The sequence below is a fragment of the Sunxiuqinia sp. sy24 genome, assembly GCF_052677165.1.
Genome location: NZ_JBQYLH010000007.1, coordinates 39,899 through 64,295 on the forward strand (window position 1 = coordinate 39,899; position 24,397 = coordinate 64,295).

At 41.4% G+C, this 24,397-nt stretch carries 25 protein-coding genes; 11 read left to right on the forward strand and 14 right to left on the reverse strand.

The annotated features are described in order from the left end of the window. Window positions 1-112: 112 nt before the first annotated feature. Together ACUNWA_RS07830 and ACUNWA_RS07835 are read right to left on the reverse strand one after the other, a co-directional pair. Window positions 113-538: a hypothetical protein gene (locus ACUNWA_RS07830; RefSeq protein WP_445591340.1), complete on the reverse strand. Its 426-nt coding sequence runs from the start codon at window positions 536-538 to the stop codon at window positions 113-115. Between the two features lie 218 nt (window positions 539-756). After that, complete coding sequence (locus ACUNWA_RS07835) at window positions 757-1,860, reverse strand: DNA polymerase III subunit gamma/tau (protein ID WP_445591341.1); 1,104 nt, start codon at window positions 1,858-1,860, stop codon at window positions 757-759. 152 nt (window positions 1,861-2,012) lie between these two features. Between ACUNWA_RS07835 and ACUNWA_RS07840 the strand changes: the two genes are divergently transcribed. Then, entirely contained in the window at window positions 2,013-2,555 is a 543-nt protein-coding gene (locus ACUNWA_RS07840) for a glutathione peroxidase (RefSeq protein WP_445591342.1), read from the forward strand. A gap of 131 nt (window positions 2,556-2,686) precedes the next feature. Here ACUNWA_RS07840 and ACUNWA_RS07845 read toward each other — a convergent pair whose 3' ends face one another. Together ACUNWA_RS07845 and ACUNWA_RS07850 are read right to left on the reverse strand one after the other, a co-directional pair. Then, entirely contained in the window at window positions 2,687-3,703 is a 1,017-nt protein-coding gene (locus ACUNWA_RS07845; protein WP_445591343.1) for a hypothetical protein, read from the reverse strand. Window positions 3,704-4,343: 640 nt separating this feature from the next. Then, window positions 4,344-5,648 carry a cryptochrome/photolyase family protein gene (locus ACUNWA_RS07850; RefSeq protein ID WP_445591344.1) on the reverse strand — a complete coding sequence of 435 codons (1,305 nt, stop codon included), beginning with the start codon at window positions 5,646-5,648 and terminating at the stop codon, window positions 4,344-4,346. Between the two features lie 231 nt (window positions 5,649-5,879). On the opposite strand from ACUNWA_RS07850, the gene ACUNWA_RS07855 reads away from it, so the two are divergent. The 8 genes from ACUNWA_RS07855 (at window position 5,880) to ACUNWA_RS07890 (ending at window position 11,802) form a co-directional block, all read left to right on the forward strand. Continuing rightward, a complete protein-coding gene (locus tag ACUNWA_RS07855) occupies window positions 5,880-6,902 on the forward strand; it encodes a threonine aldolase family protein (protein WP_445591345.1) in 1,023 nt (340 codons plus the stop codon). Then, a complete protein-coding gene (locus ACUNWA_RS07860; RefSeq protein ID WP_445591346.1) occupies window positions 6,902-7,627 on the forward strand; it encodes a rhomboid family intramembrane serine protease in 726 nt (241 codons plus the stop codon). The genes ACUNWA_RS07855 and ACUNWA_RS07860 overlap by 1 nt, the downstream gene beginning before the upstream one ends. Window positions 7,628-7,693: 66 nt before the next feature. Then, window positions 7,694-8,659, forward strand: a complete 966-nt coding sequence (gene nusB, locus ACUNWA_RS07865; protein ID WP_445591347.1) for a transcription antitermination factor NusB — start codon at window positions 7,694-7,696, stop codon at window positions 8,657-8,659. Next, window positions 8,656-9,093 carry a DUF1573 domain-containing protein gene (locus ACUNWA_RS07870; RefSeq protein ID WP_445591348.1) on the forward strand — a complete coding sequence of 146 codons (438 nt, stop codon included), beginning with the start codon at window positions 8,656-8,658 and terminating at the stop codon, window positions 9,091-9,093. Before nusB ends, ACUNWA_RS07870 begins: the two co-directional genes overlap by 4 nt. Window positions 9,094-9,101: 8 nt before the next feature. Next, window positions 9,102-9,419, forward strand: coding sequence for a preprotein translocase subunit YajC (gene yajC / locus ACUNWA_RS07875; RefSeq protein WP_445591349.1), 318 nt, complete (start codon window positions 9,102-9,104; stop codon window positions 9,417-9,419). 65 nt (window positions 9,420-9,484) lie between these two features. After that, complete coding sequence (locus ACUNWA_RS07880) at window positions 9,485-10,480, forward strand: hypothetical protein (protein ID WP_445591350.1); 996 nt, start codon at window positions 9,485-9,487, stop codon at window positions 10,478-10,480. 4 nt (window positions 10,481-10,484) lie between these two features. After that, window positions 10,485-11,072: a dephospho-CoA kinase gene (coaE, locus tag ACUNWA_RS07885; RefSeq protein ID WP_445591351.1), complete on the forward strand. Its 588-nt coding sequence runs from the start codon at window positions 10,485-10,487 to the stop codon at window positions 11,070-11,072. Next, window positions 11,065-11,802 carry a TerB family tellurite resistance protein gene (locus tag ACUNWA_RS07890; protein WP_445591352.1) on the forward strand — a complete coding sequence of 246 codons (738 nt, stop codon included), beginning with the start codon at window positions 11,065-11,067 and terminating at the stop codon, window positions 11,800-11,802. The genes coaE and ACUNWA_RS07890 overlap by 8 nt, the downstream gene beginning before the upstream one ends. A gap of 57 nt (window positions 11,803-11,859) precedes the next feature. Here the strand turns inward: ACUNWA_RS07890 and ACUNWA_RS07895 are convergent, their stop codons facing one another. From ACUNWA_RS07895 to ACUNWA_RS07920, 6 genes are all read right to left on the reverse strand, one after another. Further along, a complete protein-coding gene (locus ACUNWA_RS07895) occupies window positions 11,860-12,252 on the reverse strand; it encodes a DUF3276 family protein (protein WP_445591353.1) in 393 nt (130 codons plus the stop codon). Window positions 12,253-12,370: 118 nt separating this feature from the next. Next, window positions 12,371-13,189, reverse strand: a complete 819-nt coding sequence (locus ACUNWA_RS07900; protein WP_445591354.1) for a M48 family metallopeptidase — start codon at window positions 13,187-13,189, stop codon at window positions 12,371-12,373. A gap of 89 nt (window positions 13,190-13,278) precedes the next feature. After that, the gene (gene folD, locus ACUNWA_RS07905) at window positions 13,279-14,154 is read right to left on the reverse strand and encodes a bifunctional methylenetetrahydrofolate dehydrogenase/methenyltetrahydrofolate cyclohydrolase FolD (RefSeq protein ID WP_445591355.1); all 876 of its coding nucleotides are present in this window, start codon (window positions 14,152-14,154) and stop codon (window positions 13,279-13,281) included. Window positions 14,155-14,172: 18 nt separating this feature from the next. Next, window positions 14,173-15,501, reverse strand: a complete 1,329-nt coding sequence (gene ffh / locus ACUNWA_RS07910) for a signal recognition particle protein (RefSeq protein WP_445591356.1) — start codon at window positions 15,499-15,501, stop codon at window positions 14,173-14,175. Between the two features lie 443 nt (window positions 15,502-15,944). Further along, a complete protein-coding gene (gene argS / locus ACUNWA_RS07915; RefSeq protein ID WP_445591357.1) occupies window positions 15,945-17,738 on the reverse strand; it encodes an arginine--tRNA ligase in 1,794 nt (597 codons plus the stop codon). Window positions 17,739-17,858: 120 nt separating this feature from the next. Then, window positions 17,859-19,163 (reverse strand): OmpA family protein, encoded by a 1,305-nt coding sequence (locus ACUNWA_RS07920; RefSeq protein ID WP_445591358.1) that lies wholly within the window; start codon window positions 19,161-19,163, stop codon window positions 17,859-17,861. Window positions 19,164-19,369: 206 nt separating this feature from the next. Between ACUNWA_RS07920 and ACUNWA_RS07925 the strand changes: the two genes are divergently transcribed. After that, window positions 19,370-19,909 carry a 3'-5' exonuclease gene (locus ACUNWA_RS07925; RefSeq protein WP_445591359.1) on the forward strand — a complete coding sequence of 180 codons (540 nt, stop codon included), beginning with the start codon at window positions 19,370-19,372 and terminating at the stop codon, window positions 19,907-19,909. A 125-nt stretch (window positions 19,910-20,034) separates the two neighbouring features. After that, a complete protein-coding gene (locus tag ACUNWA_RS07930; RefSeq protein WP_445591360.1) occupies window positions 20,035-21,033 on the forward strand; it encodes a Gfo/Idh/MocA family protein in 999 nt (332 codons plus the stop codon). A 62-nt stretch (window positions 21,034-21,095) separates the two neighbouring features. On the opposite strand, the gene rplT is transcribed toward ACUNWA_RS07930, so the two are convergent. The 4 genes from rplT to thrS all read right to left on the reverse strand — a co-directional run bounded on the left by rplT (window position 21,096) and on the right by thrS (window position 24,295). After that, window positions 21,096-21,440, reverse strand: a complete 345-nt coding sequence (gene rplT, locus ACUNWA_RS07935) for a 50S ribosomal protein L20 (RefSeq protein ID WP_445591361.1) — start codon at window positions 21,438-21,440, stop codon at window positions 21,096-21,098. A 98-nt stretch (window positions 21,441-21,538) separates the two neighbouring features. Next, window positions 21,539-21,736 carry a 50S ribosomal protein L35 gene (rpmI, locus tag ACUNWA_RS07940; RefSeq protein ID WP_299580157.1) on the reverse strand — a complete coding sequence of 66 codons (198 nt, stop codon included), beginning with the start codon at window positions 21,734-21,736 and terminating at the stop codon, window positions 21,539-21,541. A 27-nt stretch (window positions 21,737-21,763) separates the two neighbouring features. Continuing rightward, window positions 21,764-22,285 carry a translation initiation factor IF-3 gene (gene infC / locus ACUNWA_RS07945; protein ID WP_445591362.1) on the reverse strand — a complete coding sequence of 174 codons (522 nt, stop codon included), beginning with the start codon at window positions 22,283-22,285 and terminating at the stop codon, window positions 21,764-21,766. Window positions 22,286-22,345: 60 nt separating this feature from the next. Then, the gene (thrS, locus tag ACUNWA_RS07950; protein WP_445591363.1) at window positions 22,346-24,295 is read right to left on the reverse strand and encodes a threonine--tRNA ligase; all 1,950 of its coding nucleotides are present in this window, start codon (window positions 24,293-24,295) and stop codon (window positions 22,346-22,348) included. Window positions 24,296-24,397 lie beyond the last annotated feature (102 nt).

The window sequence follows — 24,397 nt, forward strand, 5'->3', positions numbered from 1 at the left end:
CCTCCTCTTTTTTTTACGTTTCAATCAAAAATACTAAAAATTTATCGACTCATTCTTATGTGGGCATAATTTCCTTAACGATTAACAATGCCTTAAAACCCTCCGCTCAGTGCTATTCTCCAAAATCAAGATTAAAACGTTGTTTTAGGACGGCAAGGGATGGGTTCTTTTTCACCATTTCGGCTAACTTTTCCGTTTCAGAATAGGGCTTGTACTCCGATTCCTGAACCACGATATCGGTAATCAATTCGATGCTAGTGTTGCGCAATTCTTTTCGCAACCAGGAAACCAAGTCGGGCTTAATTTTATTGATTTCTTCTAATTGAACCGAATTATCAATTGGCAATTTTAGTTTAAAATCATTGCTAATCTCAATAGGTCGTGAGAGGGTGGCTCTCAGGTTTGGCCGAGCCTCAAGCTTCAGCAGGTATTCACTCCATTTTTCAGCGAACTGTTCTTGGGTAAATGGCTCCTTCAATTGCTCTCCAGAAAAATACTTGAGTTTTTCCTGTGCGTCTTCCTCCCCATCTTTAACCATCTTCCCCGAAAGAGCATCTTTAATGGAAGGAGTATAGCTGCTCCCCTGCCTTTTAATGATTCGCTTAGTAGGAACTTTTACAGGGATTTCGGGCTCAGCAACCGTTCGGGTTTTCGCCGCTTGCTCTTTACTTGAACCAGAGCGCGGCTGAGGAGCCTTATTGTTTTGGGCATGTTCCGAAAAAATAGGAGCTAAAACCGCATCTTCGTTTCCGTCAACTATTTTTTTTTTAAGGTGAGCTGTGCCATTTTAATCAGGCTCAGTTCCACCAGCAAACGTTTGTTTTGGCTGGCTTTGTATTGCATGTCACAATCATTGCTTATTTTCAAAGCCTCCAGCAAGAAATCGGGATGGCAAACGGTAGCCTGCGTTTTGTACTTTTCCTTGATTTCGCCACCAACTTCAAGCAGCTGCACGGTTACTGGATCTTTGCACACCAATAAATCGCGAATATGGCTACTCAATCCATTGATGAAATGGTGACCGTCAAAGCCATGATCCAGCACCTCGTTGAAAAGCAACATGGCATTGGGTACATCATTTTTCAGAAGCATTTCAACCAGTCGGAAATAGTAATCGTAATCCAACACGTTCAGGTTAGAAATTACATCCTTGTAGCTAATGCTTTTTCCTGAAAAACTCACAATCTGATCAAAAATGGAAAGAGCATCACGCATAGCGCCATCGGCTTTGTGAGCAATCACATTTAAGGCTTCGGCCTCAATAACCACCTGCTCACTTTGTGCCACATACCCCAGGTGACCCGAGATATCACCAATTTTAATCCGGTTGAAATCGAAAATCTGGCAGCGTGACAAAATGGTTGGAATAATTTTATGCTTCTCCGTTGTAGCCAAAATAAAAATGGCATGCTTGGGAGGTTCCTCCAAGGTTTTCAGAAAGGCGTTAAAAGCAGCCTGCGACAACATGTGAACCTCATCGATGATGTAAATGCTATATTTTCCAATTTGAGGCGGAATTCGAACCTGATCGGTTAAGTTCCGGATATCATCCACCGAGTTGTTCGACGCTGCATCCAGCTCATGAATATTGTATGACCGGTTTCCGTTGAAAGCCAGACAAGACTCGCAGGTGTTGCAAGGCTCGGTTTCGGCCGTTAAATTTTGGCAATTAATTGTTTTAGCGAAAATACGCGCACAGGTCGTTTTCCCAACTCCACGCGGACCACAAAACAAGTAAGCATGCGCTAACTGACTATTTTCAATTGCGTTTTTCAGGGTCGACGTAATCGATTCTTGTCCAACTACTGTTTGAAACGTATCGGGTCTGTATTTTCGGGCGGAAACAATAAAATTCTCCATAATTCCATTTAATGACGCTCAAAGATAAACATTTTAGCAGGAAATTAAGCGGGTTTTTATTAACAAGAATTAAGAGTCTGATGACAAGCAAACAACAAACTTTTTCAATTCCGATATGTTTTAGATCGTGTTACACAAACAAAAAATACGTCATGAAAAAATTAACATTTCTATTTTCCTTACTACTGATTTCGGCCCTTGGTTTTGCACAAACCAGCATATACGATTTTAAGGTGAAGGATATTGAAGGTTCGGATTTTGATTTGAGCCAGTTGAAAGGGAAAAAAGTGCTGGTCGTGAACACCGCTTCCAAATGTGGACTAACGCCTCAGTATGAATTGTTGCAGGAACTTTACGACCAATATGGAGGTGACCATTTCACCATTATTGGATTTCCGGCCAACAATTTTGCTAAACAGGAACCCGGATCAAACGATGAAATTGCCGAGTTTTGCGAACGTAACTACGGCGTTACTTTCCCGATGATGTCTAAAATATCGGTCAAAGGCGATGATATGCACCCACTTTACCAGTGGCTGACCCAAAAGGCCAAGAACGGTGTTTCGGACTCGGAAGTGAGCTGGAACTTTCAGAAATACATGATTGATGAAAACGGGCACTTGGTTGACTACGCCAAACCAAAAACCAAGCCCAACGATGAAAAAATTGTTAATTGGGTGAAAGGCGACTCGTGATTATAAAGAGCAAGGGGGACGTGGATTCTGATCCGCACTTGCCCCTTTACTCATGTAATTACTTTCTTGGTGGTGAAACATTAAGTTCATTATTGCTTTCAAAAGAATAATAAATAAAAACCTGCCTATCTTTATTCTAGATATTTTATATGAAATCGCCCGTGAGCTTCGCAAAATATTTCGCAACGCCTGGGACGGATTGCAAGCTCATCTTGCTTCATATGCATATGACTTACTTTTAGCTCCGAACAATCAGAAAGAAAAGATAGTAGGTCGCACTGATCTTTCTGCTTTTCAATATCAATAATGTAATAGCTTTCCTTTTCTGACACTTCAACCATATTTGTTACATTAAAGAATTTTAATCCTAGCAAAACTTCAGAGATAGCATCCTTACAATACGTTCTTTTTCTTTCTTTATCTGGAGCATCCATCATCAATGTATCTGCTTCTAAATCTTGCAAGACAAATCGCCATTCGTATTCATTTTCCCATATTTTCTTCTTTTGCGTAGTCCATCTTAAAAACATTGGTAAAAAATCTTCTCCCTCTTCAATACTATCCAAGCTAAATTTATCTAGCTGTGATCTATCCAAATATTCAACTTGAAACGGTGCTCCCAAGCTTTTTCTTAAAATGCAACTATCAAATTTTACTGCAAATCCCTGTTGGTTTGAATAGTATCCCCACAAGGTATCCTGACAATCACTGCTATTTAATGAAAACTCATGTAAGCAAATAATTCCCAGAGTCGCCATTCTAGATTCAAAGAAAAGATTTCGATTATAAATTGGAGACATAAAACGGTCTTCCCCTAATTTTCTTATCAAGTCTTCAAATAAAGCGAAACGTTGAATATTTTCATATCTAAATGAATCAAGATTCCACAATTGAACTGGACAATCAAAAGGATCATTGAATAACAAAGGGTTAGCAGCATACAAGTAATTATTTAATAAGGCATCAACACTGTTTGCTGAAACTGCATAGAATTTAATTAACTTACCAGGAGTTTTGACAAGCTCAGGATATTCAATTACATTTTCAATTTTAAGTGGTGATCGATTCACGATACTACTTTTATGAATTCGTCCTGAAGCTGATAAAAAGGGTTTAGGGTGCATTTCTTTTATTTTTATGTTTTGCATTCTAAAATTATTCGCTTACTGAGAAGTTCAAGGCAGATCACTCATCTCAGCATAATAGCAGAATACAATCCAATCCCTTACGCCATTATCTGTTATTTCCTCTTTTAGAACCATAACATGGGGATATGGCGGCTCATTTCTATAACTAATTTTGTAGTTGCTCGCCTCGAAGTATAACTTAAGCTCTCTCGGATTACTAAACTCTCCTACACGCTTTGACGGACTTCCTGCTCTTTGAAACAGACACGCAATGTATGTTACTCCCATATAGACTTATTTTTATCAATACAAGTTAATCATAAAAAAAGACATTAACTCCCGCCCCTTACTAGCTATATATCTGGCAATTACTATCACCCAAACTCAATAACATGCAATAAAAATTCGGTCAAAACGCGTATTTCAATGCATATTCTTTAAGAAGTAAAAACCTCGCTTTTAAGCTTCGAAAAACTGAAAGTCTGATCTCGCTACCTTGTTATAAAGTCAGTATTTCAAGAGCCCTAAAATTCAAAATAGAACGACTCACCAATGCGAAACCGTTGGAGAAATAAACAGGAACAAAGGCCTTTTGAAAAAATCACACGTGGTTTTTTGCAGGAGGCTGAAACGCCCCATTGACAAGGCATTCAGATTGGCATCAACCCGAGGCCAGCGCCTTTTTATAGGTATCGATGGCGCGTTGCCGGGCCAGTTTATGCTCAACCATGGGCTGTGGATAGCTTAAATCGTCGAACTCAGGCACCCAGCGACGGATGTATTTAAATTCCGGATCGAACTTTTGAGCTTGCAGCGTTGGGTTAAACACCCGGAAATAAGGTGCGGCATCGCAGCCCGTTCCGGCGGCCCACTGCCAGCCGCCATTGTTCGAGGCTAACTCATAGTCCAACAATTTCTCGGCAAAATAAGCCTCCCCCCAACGCCAGTCAATCAGCAAATGTTTACACAAAAAACTGGCGACTACCATCCGAATCCGGTTGTGCATATACCCTGTCTCATTTAACTGGCGCATACCGGCATCCACCAAGGGATAACCGGTCGTTCCTTCGCACCAGCGAGCAAAATCCTTTTCTGAATTGATCCAAGGGATATGATCGTAAGCCGGCTTAAAAGAGCGTTCTGCAACATATGGAAAATGCCACAGAATATCGGCATAAAAATTTCGCCAGATCAGCTCATTCAGGAATACCGCAGAATGCTGAACCGCCTTTTTCGTGAGTTTGCGAATGCTGATGGTGCCAAAGCGCAGATGGATACCCAGATGGGAAGTCGCATCCATAGCTGGAAAATCGCGAAGGGCTTCATAATTTTTCAGGATCGGCTTATCAATCTTTTTCTCTGGAAATTCCAGACTTCCGCGCCGAAAACCGATATCGCGAAGCGTAATGTCTTTCAGCGGCTCGGTTTTCAATAAGCCATGCAGCAACTTTGGAGAAGGATATTCGTCGAGTTCAATGTGACGAAACTGCTCGAGCCACTTATTTCTATAAGGAGTAAAAACCGTATAGGGCTTTCCGTCATTTTTGCGAATATCGTTCTGATGAAACATTAACTGGTCTTTATACGAAAAAAATTCAATGTTCTGCGTCCTCAAAAAAGTAGCTACCCGCCCATCGCGTTCACGGCCATACGGTTCGTAATCGGCATTCGTATAAACCGCTTCCACTTCGTACTCAACCCATAAGCGTTTAAAGGCATTGAGGGGTTTGCCATGGTAAATCCAGAGCGTGCTATTGTTGCGCTCAAATTCTTCTTTCAAGCGATTGACCTGGTCTGCGATAAACTCCACCCGGCTGTCATTATCCTCCAGATCGTTAAGAATAGTAGCGTCGTAAATAAAAACAGGCAATACCGGTTTTCCAGCCGCCAGCGCCCGGTACAATCCATGATTATCAGCAATACGTAAATCGCGACGAAACCAAAACAGGTTGATTTTTTCTTTCATAAACTGATTTAAAACGATTCGACAACCGGCATAACGCCCATGCCACCTAAATGCAACAAAGTGATATCCCTATTGAACGCGACGATTTTGTTGCAAGCAATTTTTTCTTTTCTTTTATAAGCCAATTCCCGCTCTTGTTAAAAGATAATCCAAAGATAAAATAAACGGAGTTGGTTAAACTAAAACACATGGACCTGTAAAATGTTACAAGTCTATAAAAAAATCAAAATTATGCCCAGAGGCTTTGCCAGCGATAATAATGCCGGGGTTCATCCGGAAATCTTAAAAGCACTAGAAACCGCCAACAACGGACACATGGTCGGTTATGGAGACGATCCGGTTACCCGGGAAGCGATTCAACTTTTCAAAAAGGAATTTGGACAGAACACCGAAGTTTTCTTTGTCTTCAACGGAACCGGCGCTAATGTATTGGCTCTTTCTACGACAACCAACTCGTTCAATTCAATTATTTGTGCCGACACCGCCCACATCCAGGTAGATGAATGCGGTGCTCCGGAAAAGCTGACAGGCTGTAAGCTGCTGCCGGTTCCGAGTGAAAAAGGTAAGATAACGCCAGAAGGCATTCAGAAATACTTGCATGGTTTTGACTTTGAACACCACGCCCAACCCAAGGTTATCTCCATTTCGCAGGTAACCGAAATGGGAACCGTGTATTCGGTTGATGAAATAAAAGCAATCACCGCCCTGGCCCACCAATACGGCTTACTCGTGCACATGGACGGCGCGCGAATTGCCAATGCAGCCGTAGCGCTTGACCTGCCTTTTCGTGCGTTTACCAAAGATGCCGGGGTGGATATGCTGTCGTTTGGCGGAACAAAAAACGGCATGCTGATGGGCGAAGCGGTACTGTTTTTCGACCCCAAACTGACCGCTAACACCAAGTACATTCGCAAGCAAAGCATGCAGCTTTTCTCTAAAATGCGCTTTGTAAGTGCCCAGTTTCTAGCGTATTTCAAAAATGAGTTATGGAAAACCAATGCCCTTCATGCCAATAAAATGGCCAAATTACTGGAATGCGAAGTGCTGAAAACCGGCAAAGTAAAATTGACACAAACAACAGAAGCAAACGGCGTTTTTGCCATTCTCCCCCCAGCTGTTATTCCCAAACTTCAGGAAAAATATTTTTTCTATCTGTGGGATGAGTCGGCCTCGGAAGTTCGCTGGATGACTTCCTTTGACACCACCGAAGAAGATGTTCACGGATTTGTAAACCTGATTGATCAATTAATTTAATGCCACTATTCAACTATTATCCGCCAAAGCACGACACCATTGATCCGGAGCTGGAAAAAAAAATCTTCAAGCACAGCCTGGTGTTTCCCAGCTTATTCCTACTGTTTTTTTGGTTGACCTTTTTAGTTGAAACAACCCTGGATTTTGAGTTTGCCGTTTATGGTATTTTCCCGCTGAGATGGGAAGGGCTAAAAGGCATTTTGTTTTCGCCCTTCATTCATAGCGGCTACAAGCACCTGGCAGCTAACTCCATTCCTTTTTTTGTGCTTTCATTGGCCTTATTCTATTTCTACCGGAAGTTGGCCTACCGAATTTTCTTTCTGATTTATTTTTTATCGGGCCTCTGTGTTTGGCTTGGTGGACGCGAAGCCTGGCACATCGGAGCCAGTGGCGTGGTTTACGGCCTGGCCTCTTTCCTGTTTTTCAGCGGTATCTTCCGAAACGACACCAAATTACTGACCATCGCCATCATTGTGGTTTTTCTTTATGGCGGCATGTTTTGGGGAATGTTCCCCCTGAAACCCGGAGTGTCGTGGGAGAGCCATTTGTGGGGTGGCGTTAGCGGACTAATTCTTAGCATTTTTTATAGAAAACAAGGCCCTCAGCGACAGCGCTATGACTGGGAAGAAGAAGAGGAGGAGGAAGAAGAGGACGAACAGACCGAATTTTACACCAGCGACCATACGGGGAAATATTTCGAAGCAAAGGATGAAAAAAACGATTAGATGTTGAACAGCAGAAAAGAAATTGTGTAACTTTGCCACCTTTTAAAGAAAACTAGTTCTAAGACAATGATTAGCAGAAGAATTATTCGCATTAAAGTTTTGCAGGTTTTATACGCCTTCTATTCCTCACCTGACAAATCAATTAACAATACCGAGAGAGAACTTTTCTTCAGTATCCAGAAAACCTACGACCTTTACCATTATTTATTGGATTTAGTAATTGAAATCAGTAAGCATGCTGAATCAGTGGTTGAGTTAAGAAAGAAAAAACACTTCCCTACCGAGGAAGATTTAAACCCTAACATCCGGTTTATTCGCAACCAACTCATCGCACAACTAAGCTCAAATGAAAGTCTGAATAAATATTTGGGACAGTCGAAGTTAAGTTGGGTTAATGAGCCTGAATTGATAAAAAAGCTGTATTTGACCTTAATTGACAGTGATTTTTTCAAAAGCTACATGGCCAGTGAGGACAACTCGTACCAGGCAGATAAAAAGTTCATTGAGCAAGTATTAACGGACGTTATTCTTCAATCGGAAGATTTGACTCAATTATTGGAAGAACAGAGTATTTACTGGAATGATGACCTTGATTTCGTGGTGAGTATGATCATCAAAACGTTTAAAAAGTTCAAAGAATACACCGGCGAAGACCAGGCACTACTGCCCATGTTTAAAGATGAAGAAGACCGTCAGTTTTCCAAAGATCTTTACCGTAAAGCCGTTTTGAACCACGACGAATTAAAAGAAGTGGTTACCAAATACACGGTTAACTGGGATGTTGAGCGAATTGCATTTATTGATGAGTTGATCCTGGAAATGGCCATTGCTGAGTTTTTATTCTTCCCGTCCATTCCAACCAAAGTCACCCTGAACGAATACATCGAATTGTCGAAATATTACAGCACCAAGAAAAGTCGTAATTTCATTAACGGCATCCTGGACAAAGCACTGAAAGCACTAAAAGCTGAGGATAAGATTCTGAAAGCCGGACGAGGATTAATTGGAGAAGATAGCAATCTGCCTTCATGAAATGTTTAACGGCCATATTTCTTTTGCTTGTTGTTGTCGTTAGCTGCCAATCCAGCAGCAATAAAGCATCGGACAAAACAGCTTCAAACACGGGAACTCCAAAATTTGAGATTCAAGAAAGATTCTATAATTTTGGTCAGTTGGAAGCCGGCGAGGTGGTGGCCTATAGTTTTCACTTTACTAATAGCGGGGACGGCCCCCTAATTATTGAAAAAGTTGAAGCTGATTGTGGCTGCTTAACCACTCATTTCCCGAAAGAGCCCATTGCTCCCGGAAAATCAGATTTCATTGAAGTTGTTTTTAACAGTGCCGGAGAAACCGGGCGGGTTTACAAGGAGTTTAATATCGTTGCCAACACGCAGCCGGAAATAACAAAACTAGCGGTTACCGCAACCGTAAATAATGAGCTAATAAATTTATACAGTAAAAACTAAAGAATAAAATGATGAACTACTTATTGATGGCTCCGCAACCGGGAGCTGAACAAAACCCGATTACAACATTTCTTCCCTTGGTACTGATTATTGTTGTGTTTTATTTTTTCATGATCAGACCTCAGGTGAAAAGGCAAAAAGAATTGAAGAAATTTCGCGAAAGCCTTGGCAAAGGAGATAAAGTAGTAACAACTGGCGGAATCTATGGTAAAGTTGTCGAAATCAAAGACAACTACGTTCTGCTTCAAGTAGATGACAATGTAAAACTTCGTGTTGACAAAAGTGCGGTAGTGAAAGACATGTCAGATGTTACTCCTCAAAAATAATCTTAGCATAGTAAAAGAGAGAAAGGGTCGACCGCAAGTCAACCCTTTTTTTTATCTTTGATTGCGTGGAAAACAAATGGCTACATAAGGCAAAACTATTCTTTCAAAAGTTTCAGATTAAGAACGAACGCAGGCTCGTCATCTATCTGATCTGCGTGGGTATTGCATCCATCTTTTGGCTATTGAATGCGCTCGAAAAGGAATATACTGTTGAACTTTCGTTTCCGGTGCGCTACACCAACATGCCTAAAAGTAAAATGCTGGTTAATACGCCGCCCAAAAACTTTGTATTGGAAGTCCGCTCTTATGGATTTACCTTGCTACGCTACAAGCTGAGTATGGCCTTTTCGCCTTTGGTATTCAATGTAGATGAAATTGCTGGCGACCTCATCAATGGAACTCAAAAAAACAATTATGCGATTCCAAGCCGCTACTATCGGAAGAAAATTTCGGACCAGATTAGCAATGAACTAAACCTAACCAGTATTCAACCGGATACCGTTCATTTTCAATTTGACCGAATTCTGACTCAAAAGAAAAAAGTAGTTCCCGATGTCAGCCTGGGATTCAAAAAACAGCATTACTTGTACGATGAGATTGTGGTCACCCCGGACTCGATTGAAGTGCTTGGTCCCGAGTCGATTCTGGATACTTTACCGCACATAAAAACCAATTATCAACAATATAAGGAGCTGGGGCATCTGATTCAACGCAACGTCTCGCTCCAAAAAATCAAGAATCTGGAGTTCTCAACCAATCGGGTAACAATTCAGATTCCGGTGGAAGAATATACCGAGAAACAACTGACTATTCCGGTTAAAATAGATAGCCTTCCCCGAAAAATTCATGTTCACTTGTTTCCTGCGGAAGTAAAAGTGACCTTCTTAATTAGCTTAAGCCGTTTTTCAGACGTACTCCCTTCTGATTTCAGGGCTTCGGTGTCTTATCAAGACATCAAAAACAACCTGGATTATTTACCTGTGAAACTAGACAAAACTCCAGCACAATTTAAATTGGTTAATTTCGCCCCTATGAAGATCGAATACCTCATTGAAAACTAACAAAATGCTTAAAATAGGAATTACAGGAGGAATCGGCAGCGGAAAATCAACCATCTGCAAGTTTTTCAATTTACTTGGCATTCCGGTATTCAATGCCGATTTGGAAGCAAAGCGAATCATGAATAGCTCCTCATTAGTCCGTAGCCAAATGATGCTTCACTTTGGAAAAGACATTTACCTGCCCAACCAAACACTAGACCGGCAAAAGTTAGCCGCTAAGATTTTCAATTCAGCTTCCATGCTACAAAAAGTCAATGCGATCGTTCATCCGGCTGTGCGTAATTACTTTTCCGAATGGTGCCAAAACCAGCAGTCTCCCTATGTTGTTCACGAAGCTGCCATTCTGTTTGAAAGTGGCTTCTACGAAATGATGGACTATATCATTTTAGTAACTGCCCCTGAACAGCAACGGATTGAACGGGTTATGAGAAGAGATTATAGTTCAATCGAACAAATCAAAGAAAGAATGTCGAAACAATGGCCGGATGACAAAAAGATAAAGCTGGCTAATACAACAATTAATAATAACAACCGGGATTTAGTACTTCCCGCATTAATCGAATTAGATAAAAAATTTAGAACACATGGGTAAATTTGCAAAATGGGTAGCCGGCGGCTTAGGATGGGCATTTTTTGGCCCTATAGGTGGTATTGTAGGATTTGTAGTCGGATCGATGGTCGACACCGAAGCTAGTCCTCTGCCACAACAAGGAACACAAGCAGGAAGAACAAGAGTAACAACAACTGGAGGCTATGTAATGAGCCTATTGGTGCTGGTAGCTGCTGTAATGAAAGCCGACGGGAAGATATTAAAATCAGAATTAGACTATGTAAAACAATTTTTCGTCCGCTCATTCGGCGCCAGTTCAGCGCAGGAAGCCATCAAAATGCTACGGGATTTGCTCAATCAAAACATCCCGGTTGCCGATGTTTGCCAGCAAATTCAGAAAAACATGGATTACTCCTCACGCTTGCAACTTCTTCACTTCTTATATGGTATTGCACAAGCCGACGGATCAGTTGATGAAACGGAAAAAAACATGATCCGAATGATTGCCCAAAATATGGGAATCAGTCAAAAAGACCTGGAATCAATCCAATCCATGTTTGTCCCTAATACCGACTCGGCCTATAAAATTCTCGAAGTTGAGAAATCGGCATCGAATGAAGAGATTAAAAAAGCCTATCGAAAAATGGCCATGAAATATCACCCCGATAAAGTGAGCTATTTAGGTGACGACTTTCAAAATGCGGCCAAGGAAAAATTTCAAAAGGTCAACGACGCCTACGAGAACATCAAAAATGAACGGAATTTTGCCTAAAAGACAAAGGCTGCCTAGTTAGGCAGCCTTTGTCTTTTATACGTTTTAAATTAAAGATCAGCTGTTCAAGTCATCAAACTCAACATTGGTATAATCCTTTGCAACGATTACCTCTTCTTCATCTTCAACAATAGTCATATCGACATCAATTTCTGCATCTTCCATTGACTGGCTGGCTCGAATAAAGTCGATAACTTCACCTAAACCATCTGAAAACTTCTCAAAATCCTCTTTGTACAAAAAGATTTTGTGTTTCTCGAAGTGAAACTTTCCATCCTGATCGTAACGCTTCTTACTCTCAGTAATTGTCAAATAATACTCATCCTTTCGAGTTGCTTTTACATCGAAAAAATAGGTTCTTTTTCCGGCTCTTACAGCTTTTGAAAAAATTTCTTCTCTAAATTTACTGTCGCCCTCTTGCAATTCATCTTTTTTATCAAAGCCTTCCATCTTGCTCTTAGTTAAGTTATTTACCTAATTTGGTATACCAAAAATAAAGAATTATTTTGAAAATAATCGAAAACTGTTTCTAAACAGTAATTAATTTACCTGACAATGAACTTTGAAACTAGTTATTCCCCTGATAATATTTCATTGCTTCCGGCATAATTTCATTCAAGGCAGCAATGCGTTTTGTATCCACGGGGTGTGTGCTCAAAAATTCAGGTGGGGCTTGCCCGCTGTTTTCAGACATGCGTTGCCAGAAAGCTACAGCTTCCTGCGGATTATATCCAGCTATAGCCATAAAAATAAGCCCCATCTTGTCGGCCTCATACTCATGCTGGCGCGAAAACGGAAGCATAACACCGTACTGGGATCCTAATCCATAGGCTGCTGAGAATATGGTTTGGGTCTCATTGGGCTTTTCTTTGAGGGCTTCGCCTAAAGCCATTCCTCCCATTTGCACCAGCATCGAGTGGCTCATACGCTCATTCCCATGTCGGGCAACAGCATGTGCTATTTCGTGCCCCATAACGACTGCCAGTCCGGCTTCGGATTGCGTTAATGGCAAAATACCGGAGTACACAACCACTTTTCCGCCAGGCATACACCAAGCGTTAGGCACCTCATCATCCACAAGGTTAAATTCCCAATCGAAGTACTGCAAATAGCTTTCATAGCCATTTTCTTTCAGGTACTTTTCTACAGCAACGGAGATATTCCGCCCTGCTCGCTTAACCATTGCTACTTGCTGCTGGTTGGTGGAAACTTTATTGGTGTCCAAAAACTGGTCATAGCTCGTCAAGCTCATTGCAACCATGTTCGACTCTGGCATCAAATTCATCTGGCTCCGTCCGGTCAAAGGCACGGTACTGCATGATTCCATCAACAAGACAGCTCCTAACAGCATAATCAAACCCGCGATTGTAATTTTGTGTGTTCTCATCAATACAAATATTTTTATAAAGTTAAACAATACAAACCAAAAAAAGGTGGCTTATATAGCCACCTTTTCAAAAAATATTGTTCACGATATTAGTTGTAAATCTCCCTTTTTGCAGCTAACAAAGTATTTTTCAACAAAGCCACACGTGTCATCGGTCCTACTCCTCCAGGAACCGGAGTAATGTAGGAACATTTTTCAGCCACTTCGTCAAAAGCAACATCGCCTTTCAATTTAAATCCTGATTTTGTTTGATCTGATTTCACCCGTGTTGTTCCCACATCGATAACCACAGCGCCTTCTTTCACCATTTTACCTTTAATGAATTCAGGAATACCAATAGCCGCAATTAAGATATCAGCTTTCGAACACAAAACCTCTAAGTCTTTCGTACGGCTGTGAGCCACCGTCACTGTTGCATTAATCGCTTTCTGAGACATCAACACACTCATCGGGCGACCAACAATATTACTGCGACCAACCACCACGCAATCTTTCCCTGATGTTTCAATATTGTGGCGTTTCAACAGCTCGACAATTCCATCCGGGGTAGCCGAAACAAAACAGGGTAAACCGATAACCATTCGGCCAACATTTATGGGATGAAAGCCATCCACATCTTTCGTCGGGTCGATTGCCTCAATCACTTTCTGCTCAGAAATGTGCTTAGGCAAAGGAAGCTGAACAATGAAACCATCAACATCATCGTCATTGTTCAATTCATTAACTTTGGCCAAAAGTTGCTCTTCTGTAACATCGTCTTCAAAACGAATTAAGCTTGATTTAAACCCAACTTCTTCGCAATCTTTAATTTTGAAAGCCACATAGGTCTCGCTTCCGCCATCGTGTCCGACCAAAATTGCGGCTAAGTGAGGCTTTTTAGCTCCTGCTGCAACCATTTCACGAACTTCCGCTGCAATTTCCTTTTTGATCTCTGTTGCTGTTTGTTTTCCGTCAATTAACTTCATTGTGTTGAATTACTGCATTTATCTCCTTGGTAAATTTCCCATCATACGCCCCATATTTTTTCCTTGCGATACCATCTTCATCATTTTTCTGGTCTCGGAAAATTGCTTAATCAGGCGGTTAACTTCTTGTATCTCGGTTCCGGCTCCTTTGGCGATCCGCTTTCTACGTGAACCATTCAACAAAGATGGATCGTTGCGCTCGGCAGGTGTCATAGAATAAATAATAGCTTCAATATGCTTGAAGGCATCATCTTCGATATCCATATTTTTAAGGGCTTTACCCATGCCTGGAATCATGGCTGCCAGGTCTTTAATATTACCCATTTTCTTGATCTGCTGAATCTGCTTCAGAAAATCATCAAAGCTGAATTGATTTTTAGCCAGTTTCTTTTGCAGCTTACGGGCTTCGTCAGCATCAAATTGCTCCTGGGCTTTTTCAACCAGCGAAACAATGTCTCCCATCCCCAAGATACGGTCAGCCATACGTTCGGGGTGAAAAACATCAAGTGCTTCCATTTTCTCGCCAGTACCAACATATTTGATTGGCTTATCGACCACCGTTCGGATTGACAGGGCGGCACCACCACGAGTATCACCATCCAGTTTAGTCAGAACGACACCATCGAAATTCAATCGATCATTAAATTCCTTGGCTGTATTGACAGCATCCTGTCCAGTCATCGAGTCGACAACGAACAAGATCTCGTGAGGCGAAACAGCTTTCTTTACCGCGCTGATCTCCTTCATCATCTCTTCGTCGACCGCTAAACGACCAGCGGTATCAATAATCACGACATCGTGTCCATTGGCTTTAGCATGTTTAATAGCTGCTTGTGCAATCTTAACCGGTTCTTTATTTCCATCTTCGGTATAAACCGGCACATTAATTTGCTCACCTAACACCTTTAGCTGGTCAATGGCAGCAGGACGATAAACGTCACCCGCAACAAGCAACGGATTTTTACCGCGTTTGCTCTTAATCAATTTCGAAAGCTTCCCGGAAAAAGTCGTTTTACCAGATCCTTGCAATCCGGCAATCAGAATGATAGTGGGATTTCCCGTTAAATTAATGTCAACCGATTTCCCTCCCATTAACAGAGCGAGTTCATCATGTACAATCTTAACCATCATTTCACCCGGCTTAACGGCTGAAAGAACATCCTCCCCCAAAGCCTTTTCCTTAACGGTTTCGGTGAATGACTTGGCGATTTTAAAGTTAACATCGGCATCAAGTAATGCCCGACGTACTTCCTTTAAGGTTTCGGCTATATTAATCTCGGTGATTCGTCCCTGTCCTTTTAGTAACTGAAACGACCGCTCTAATTTTTCGTTAAGATTCTCAAACATATTTTAGAAATGATATTGATTTATTTTCAAGCTCCTGCAAAAATACAAAAATTAAATAAAGAGAAATTTTTAATCAAAATAAAAAAAATGCCTTTTGCTGGGTTACCTTTCCTCTAAAAATAGGATAAATGGGTGTAAGTTCTTATAATAGATGAAAAGGTTAAATGCTGGGATGAAAGAAGAAAATTCATATTATTACGGACTTGTGTTTGGTTGCCCCATGAGAGAGGAAACAGAAACATGCGCCTATAAGGAAATCCGGCAATTAAGTCTTCCAGAAAGAATTTCATACATCAACTCGCTCACTAGTTACGACCGGGCAGTGTTAATTAAAGAGCACAAAAGCTGCTTGTGTCAACGAGAAAATAAAGTCCCTTTTTCACGAATCGCAATTTTGTAGAAAATTGGGGGGTCAATTCTGACCCCCTTTTTTTATTTCCTTTTTACATCCGCTCCGGAACTTTTATACCTAGCAGTTTCATCCCCGACTCTACAACATTGGCAATGGTTTGCGAAAGCACCAACCTGAAATTCCGGATAGCCTCATCCTCTTCACCCAAAATAGAATGGTCATGATAAAACTGGTTAAACTCTTTAACCAGGCTATAAATAAAGTTGGCAATTACAGCCGGGCTATAAGCATCGCCAGCTTCCGCGATAACCGCTGGGAAAAGTGATAAGGACTTAATTAATTCCTGCTCCTTCTCTGAAAGCGAAATGGATTGATTCAGTTTTTTGTCCAACTGAATGCCATTGGCTTCGGCTTTACGGATTACCGATCGGATACGAGCGTAAGTATACTGAATAAACGGTCCGGTGTTGCCATTGAAATCAATAGATTCTTCCGGATTGAACAACATGTTCTTCTTCGGATCCACTTTCAGCATAAAATACTTGAGTGCACCCAAAGCAATAGTTTTATACGTTTCCGTCAATTCCTCTTCCGTGTAGCCTTCAAGTTTGCCCAGTTCTTCAGATGTTTTTCGTGCGACGTCAATCATCCCAGCCATTAAATCATCGGCATCAACAACTGTTCCTTCGCGCGACTTCATTTTCCCGTGTGGCAGTTCAACCATCCCGTAGGAAAAGTGATGCAGGCCTTTTCCCCAATCAAATCCCAGCTTATCGAGCAAGACAGACAAAACCTGGAAGTGATAGTTTTGCTCGTTTCCAACGACATAGATCATTTTATCAATCTTATAATCGTTGAATCGTAATTTGGCCGTACCAATATCCTGAGTCATGTATACCGAAGTTCCATCACTGCGTAAAAGAATTTTCTCATCCAGGCCATCCGATGTCAAATCGGCCCAAACCGATTGATCCTCCCGCTGGTAAAAAGCTCCTTCTTTCAGTCCTCTTAAAACTTCCTCTTTTCCTACCAAGTAGGTATCTGATTCGTAATATATTTTATCAAAGTCCACTCCAAGTTCCTTGTAGGTCACATCAAAACCATCGTAAACCCATTGGTTCATCATTTCCCACAACTCAATTACTTCGGGGTCTCGTGCTTCCCATTTCAACAACATCTCGCGAGCGGCAACAATCGAGGGCGCTTGTTGCTCGGCTTCCTCCTTGCTCAATCCTTTTTCCTGCAGATCACTAATTTCTTGTTTGTAATGCTTATCAAACAATACATAAAAATCGCCTACCAAATGATCTCCTTTTATGCCTGTATCTTCGGGTGTTTTGCCTTCACCCCATTGTTTCCAAGCATACATCGACTTGCAAATATGAATCCCCCGGTCATTGACAATGTTGGTCTTTACAAGCTTATTTCCATTGGCTTTGATAATTTCACCAATAGAAAAGCCCAATAAGTTGTTACGAATATGGCCTAAGTGCAAGGGTTTGTTAGTGTTTGGAGATGAATACTCAACCATAACCAGCGGCGAATTCTCATCAGCTGCTGTAAATCCAAAAGTTTCATTACCCGCAGCATCCTCCAAAACAGACAACCAGTACGATTTTGAAATCAGGAGATTCAAAAAACCTTTGATGACTGAAAAATCATCAATCAGGTCAACCTGCCCTTTGAGGTATTCCCCCAACTGCTCGGCCGTTTGTTCCGGCGATTTTTTTGAAAACCTCAAAAAAGGAAAGACGACGACCGTCATGTCTCCTTCAACATCTTTCCGAGTATTTTGAATCTGTACTGAATCGGCTTCTATTTTCTGACCATAGAGCGTGTCTACAGCATCAACAATTTTCCCTTTTATGATTTGGTCAATATGCATAGTATATTTTTTTGAATCGCAAAGATAATAGTTTCTGCCCGATTGCTTATTCTTTCAGAAGCCAAAAAAGCCCTGCTTTCGCAAGGCTTTTTCATTTTATATAAAACAGCTTAGCTGTTATTAATCAACTTTGATCTCGACACGTCGGTTTTTTGCGCGACCAGCTTCAGTATCGTTTGGCGCAATAGGCTTCGCTTTTCCAAACCACTGAACGTTAGCGATCTGTTCTGAGGCAATTCCTTTAGCAATTAAAAACTTGCGAACAGCAATCGCTCTTCTTTCTGATAAACCCATATTATAAGCTGCAGTTCCAACTTCATCAGCATATCCGTAAAGACTGACAACCATTTCTGGATTGTCTTTGATTGTTTGAGCTACCTCTTCAAGTTCCTGCATGGCTGCTGCATTGATCTTACTATTGTCGAAATCGAATTGAATATTGTCAAATTCTGGAGTTAAGTCAGGACAACCATTGTTTTCCTTTGATCCAGCCTGCGCAGGACATTCATCCTCTTCATCTACAAGCCCATCGCCATCCGTATCAATCGGGCAGCCACTAGCGTCAACCTTATATCCTTTGGGTGTATCCGGGCATTTATCTTTACTATCAGTAACGCCATCGCCATCACTATCCGGACAACCTTTCAAGGCTTTCAATCCTGCCGTATCCGGACACTCATCGTCTTTATCAGCTACTCCATCACCATCGCGATCGGGGCATCCGTTCAATGCGATATCGCCTGCTTCTGTCGGACAGTCATCCTTATAGTCCGGCACGCCATCGCCATCGCTATCAACGGGGCATCCAAAGTCGTCAACAGCAACACCTTCCGGCGTATTCGGACAATCGTCTTTACGATCGGGCACGCCATCATTATCAGTATCTTTTGATTTGCCGAAGCTAATTTCGATACCTCCTACACCTTTCCAGAAACTTTCAGTATAGGTCCCTTCGTCCACGGCCTTCTCCCCACGCAGTCCTTCAATAAATCCACCTTCTAAAAACAAGGAAACACTTGAACTTAATGGGAATTTAAATCCTAAACCTGCATCCCAGTTAAGCCCCTCAGTTTTATTGTCCTGAATATATCCCGGGCCTCCATATAAATAGGGTTGAACCGAACTATTTTCCTTTAAAATATAGCCATTATTCAATTTATACCTCAAATTCAAAAAGGTAGTACCAAAATCCAAGGTATTCGTGACTTCAGAGTTGGCTAACCCAAGATTATTCAAGAGCATCAGATCAAAAGAAGAGCTCAAATACCGACTCAAATAAAACTCCGAAATAAGACCTGTACCTTCATTCGTGTTGCCATAGTAAGCACCACCACCGAAACCTACGGCCCACTTTTTTTCAGCTGTTTGTGCATGAAGCATCATTCCAACGCTAAGGAAAAAAGACAATAAAATTATTCTTTTCATAGTGTAATGTAATTTAGTGAATGGGTTAGTGTTATGCGACTCAAATTAAAAGCTAACTAATTACATCGAAGTAAATTGCATGCATCAATTACAACTTCCAAACCTCCTCCATTTCGCCTCCGTTTTCACCATCCACAAGGCATTCAAATTAAATTTTTAATAAAGCTAAAGCATTTTTACTATTTTCACCAAAAAAAGAGGAAAACTTGTTTAGTATTGTTGATATCGAAACAACAGGGCAGAGTGCCCAAAACGGAAAGATCACGGAAATTGCGATTTATGTTCATGACGGAATCGAGATTGTGAACTCTTTCGTTAGCTTGGTAAATCCGGAATGCCACATCCCCTACTTCATTACTAAACTTACCGGCATTGATAATAAAATGGTGGCTGATGCCCCTAAGTTTTATGAGATTGCAAAAAAAATCGTAGAGGTCACTGAGGGTACCACGTTCGTTGCCCACAATGTTAGTTTTGATTATCGTTTCATTCAGCAGGAATATCTTCGCCTAGGCTATGAGTATAAGCGCAAAACTATGTGTACCATACAATTAAGCCGCAAATATCTTCCAGGCCATCCCTCCTATTCGCTCGGCAAACTCTGCGATAACCTGGCAATCAGGATCGACGGCAGACACCGCGCCGGAGGAGATGCACTAGCGACGGTTAGACTATTTGAAATTATCCTGCAAAAACATACTCACCCCTTAGGCAACGGAGGAAACACGCAACAGCGACTTTTCTGACAGACATCTTTTCAACTATTTTTATCCCCTTTTCTTTTTTCCTAACTTGTCGTGCGTCGGGAAAGATTGATCCGGCAACATTCAAAAATTTAGCACAAACGAACAAGACAAAAAAACACACCACAATGGCAACAAAAATAAGATGGGGCATATTAAGCACAGCAAAAATAGCAAGACAAAAAGTGATTCCTGCCTTGCAGAAAGGACAATTCTGCCAAGTAAGCGCCATTGCATCCCGCAGCCAGGAAAGAGCCAGACAAACGGCCAATGAATTAAACATTCCGAAATACTACGCTTCGTACAAAGAGTTGCTGGAGGATCCAGAGATTGACGCTATTTACAACCCTCTACCCAACCATTTGCACGTTTATTGGACTATGAAAGCTCTGGAAGCCGGAAAGCATGTACTTTGCGAAAAACCAATCGGGATGAATACAGAAGAGGCACAAGCACTGGATGAAGCTGTCAAAAAATATCCTCACCTGAAGGTGATGGAAGGATTCATGTACCGATTTCACCCCCAATGGGCTAAAGCTTTGGAGCTAGTAAAAAGCGGAGTCATTGGGGAGGTAAAAACACTGCAATCCTTTTTCTCGTATTACAATGTTGATCCACAAAATATTCGAAACCAGGCAGACATCGGTGGCGGTGCCTTGATGGATATTGGCTGTTATTGTATCTCATTTCCCCGGTTTATCTTTGGAGAAGAACCAGTGGAGGTTGTCGGACAAATGGGAATTGATCCAGAGATGAGAACCGACCAGTTGACCTCGGGAATGCTTCATTTCCCCTCGGGAAAGACGGCAAGTTTCACCTGTTCGACCCAGCTGATGCCTTTTCAACAAGCTAATATTTTAGGCGACAACGGACACATTTGCATCGAAATTCCCGTAAATGCCCCTCCCTATGAATCTACCAAAATAACGCTTCGAACCAAAGAAAAAACAGAAACTTTTGTATTCGAACCGGTCGATCAATACACTTTGCAAGGCGACGCTTTTTCAAATGCCATTCTTTGCGATGAGCCTGTTCCAACTCCTCTATCGGATGCAATTGGCAACATGAAAGTCATTGACGGGCTGGTGGAGAGCACTCAAAGCAAGCAATGGACTACCCTCGAATAGGAGCAAAAAAAACCTCGCGAATTGCGAGGTTTTACGATGTTTATTTCACCTGTAATTTTTACTTACTTCACTTTATCAACTACAGCTTTGAATGCAGAAGGTTGATTCAAGGCTAAATCAGCTAATACTTTACGGTTGATGTCGATGTTATTCTTTTTCAATAAACCGATTAACTGAGAGTAGCTCAAGCCTTCCTGGCGAGCTGCAGCGTTAATACGTTGAATCCACAATGCGCGGAAGTTTCTCTTTTTTGTTTTCCGGTCACGGTAAGCATAAACCAATGCTTTTTCATGAGCGTTTTTTGCTACTGTCCAAACGTTTTTACGGGCACCCCAATAACCTTTAGTTTGCTTGAGGATTTTTTTTCTACGAGCCCGAGATGCTACGTGATTTACTGATCTTGGCATAATCTTTAATTTATGAGCGGTTAGCGTCCCAATCACTTGGGATCTTTACAGCTAATACCCTCTGTTATAAACTTTAAATAAATTGAAAAAGGATTTGATTACTTCATGTTAAGCATCAGCTTCACATTTTTCTCATCAGCTTTGTCAACCGTTCCCCAATAGGTCAGGTTTCTTTTCTGCTTCGTGCTTTTTTTAGTCAGAATGTGACTTTTATAAGCATGCTTCCTTTTCAGTTTTCCGGAGCCGGTTAATTTAAACCGTTTTTTGGCGCCGGATTTGGTCTTCATTTTTGGCATCTTTCTAAATTTTATATTCGAAGAATGTTATTTCTTCTTCTTAGGTGTAATAAACATGGTCATTCTTTTCCCTTCCAGACGAGGCAATTGCTCCACCTTTCCAAGTTCTTCCAGTTCAGTAGCAAAACGTAAAAGCAAAATCTCACCTTTTTCTTTAAACAAGATCGAACGACCTTTAAAGAACACATAAGCTTTCACTTTTGCACCTTCCTTTAAGAATTTCTCAGCATGCCTTAACTTAAACTCAAAATCATGGTCATCGGTATTCGGTCCAAACCGAATTTCCTTAACCACCACCTGCACAGCCTTGGCTTTCATTTCCTTCTGTTTCTTCTTTTGCTGATAAAGAAACTTCTTGTAATCTATAACTTTACAAACCGGAGGATCGGCTTTTGGTGAAATCTCAACCAGATCAAGTTCCTGATCAATAGCAATTTTCAATGCTTCTGACAAGGTATACACTCCCTGATTTTCGATATTGTCACCAACTAATCGTACCTGCTGTGCACGGATACGCTGATTGATATTATGAAGTGGAGCAGTGTCCACTCTTCGTCCTCCACGATATGGGCGTTTTTTTATTGCGATAAGAAAAACCTCCTATTCTTTTTAGTTATAAAATGATGCTAATTGTTCTTTTACTTCTTTAGCGATGAATTCCGCAAAATCTTCGTTGGTCATAGTTCCTTGATCTCCTTCGCCTTGCTTACGGACGGACACCATCCCTGATTCTGCTTCTTTTTCACCAACTATTAACAAATACGGGATACGTTTTAACTCGTTATCCCGGATTTTACGGCCGATCTTTTCGTTCCGGTCGTCAATTAAGGTGCGAATATCGGAATTATTTAGAAAACTTGAAAGATTTTCTGCATATTCGTTGTACTTTTCACTAATCGGAAGGATAACAACTTGCTCGGGAGTTAACCATAAGGGGAATTTTCCAGCTGTATGTTCGATTAAAACTGCCACAAAACGCTCCATCGATCCAAACGGAGCACGGTGAATCATGACCGGACGATGACGGTTATCGTCAGCACCGATATATTCAAGTTTAAATCGCTCTGGTAGATTGTAATCGACCTGAATGGTTCCCAGTTGCCAGCTTCGTCCTAAGGCATCCTTAATCATGAAATCCAGCTTGGGACCATAAAAAGCGGCTTCACCCAACTCGGTAACAGTATTCAAGCCTTTTTCCTCGCAAGCTTCAATAATTGCCTGCTCTGCTTTCTCCCAATTCTCAGTCGATCCAATATACTTCTCCGATTTCTCCGGATCGCGCAAAGAAATCTGCGCCGTATAATCATCGAAGTTAAGTGCTTTAAAAATAATGAAGATAATATCAATCACCTTTTTAAACTCATCTTTCAACTGATCAGGACGGCAGTAAATGTGGGCATCATCCTGAGTAAACCCACGCACACGAGTCAATCCGTGCAATTCACCACTTTGCTCATAACGATAAACCGTTCCAAATTCGGCCATGCGAACCGGCAGATCCTTGTATGACCGTGGTTTAAATTTGTACAATTCACAGTGGTGTGGGCAGTTCATGGGTTTCAGCATGTACTCTTCGCCTTCGGCCGGTGTTTTTATCGTTTGAAATGAATCGGCTCCATACTTGGCATAGTGCCCCGATGTTTTGTAAAGGTTAATATCTCCAATATGCGGAGTAATCACCTGCTCATAGCCAAATTTCTTTTGAACCTTTTTCAGGAAATCTTCCAGCTGCTGACGCAACATGGCTCCTTTGGGTAACCACATGGGCAAGCCCTGTCCTACTTCCTGCGAAAAAGTGAACAATTCCATTTCCTTGCCAATCTTACGGTGATCCCGCTTTTTGGCTTCTTCCACCAACACCAGGTATTCATCTAAAAGCTTTTGTTTCGGAAAAGTCACCCCATAAACACGAGTCAGCATTCTATTTTTCTCATCACCCCGCCAATAGGCGCCGGCTATAGACGTTAATTTGACTGATTTGATATAGCTGGTGTTGGGCAAGTGCGGGCCACGACATAAATCAGTAAAGCTTCCCTGATTATAAAGAGTGATGGTTCCGTCCTCCAACTCACTGATCAATTCCAACTTCAGCTCATCATTTTTATCGGTAAACAATTGCAGGGCTTCGTCTTTTGAGATATCCGTCCGGACAATCTCATTTTTTTGGCGAGCCAGCTCAATCATCTTCTTCTCGATCTTTTCCAGATCTTTATCTGACAGTTGCTTCCCTTCAGGCAAATCAATGTCGTAATAAAATCCAGTATCCACCGTCGGTCCAATACCAAATTTAGTTCCTGGGTAAAAACATTCAATCGCCTCAGCCATCAAGTGGGCCGAAGAGTGCCAAAAGGTTTCTTTTCCTTCACGGTCGTCCCAGGTATGAAGTTGAATGTGGGCATCTTCTGTAATAGGCCGGTTCAGGTCACACACAGCGCCATTCACCGTTATTGCTAAAACGTCCTTTGCCAACCGGTTACTAATTGCTTTTGCAATCTGAATGCCGGTAATTCCACTTTCAAATTCCCTAACACTGTTATCTGGTAATGTTATTTTAATCATCAGTATCGAATTATGGATTTTATTTTCAGGCTGCAAAGATAACTATTATTAACTGACTGTGACAAGTGTTAACCAATTATTTCCATCTCTAAGAACGACAAA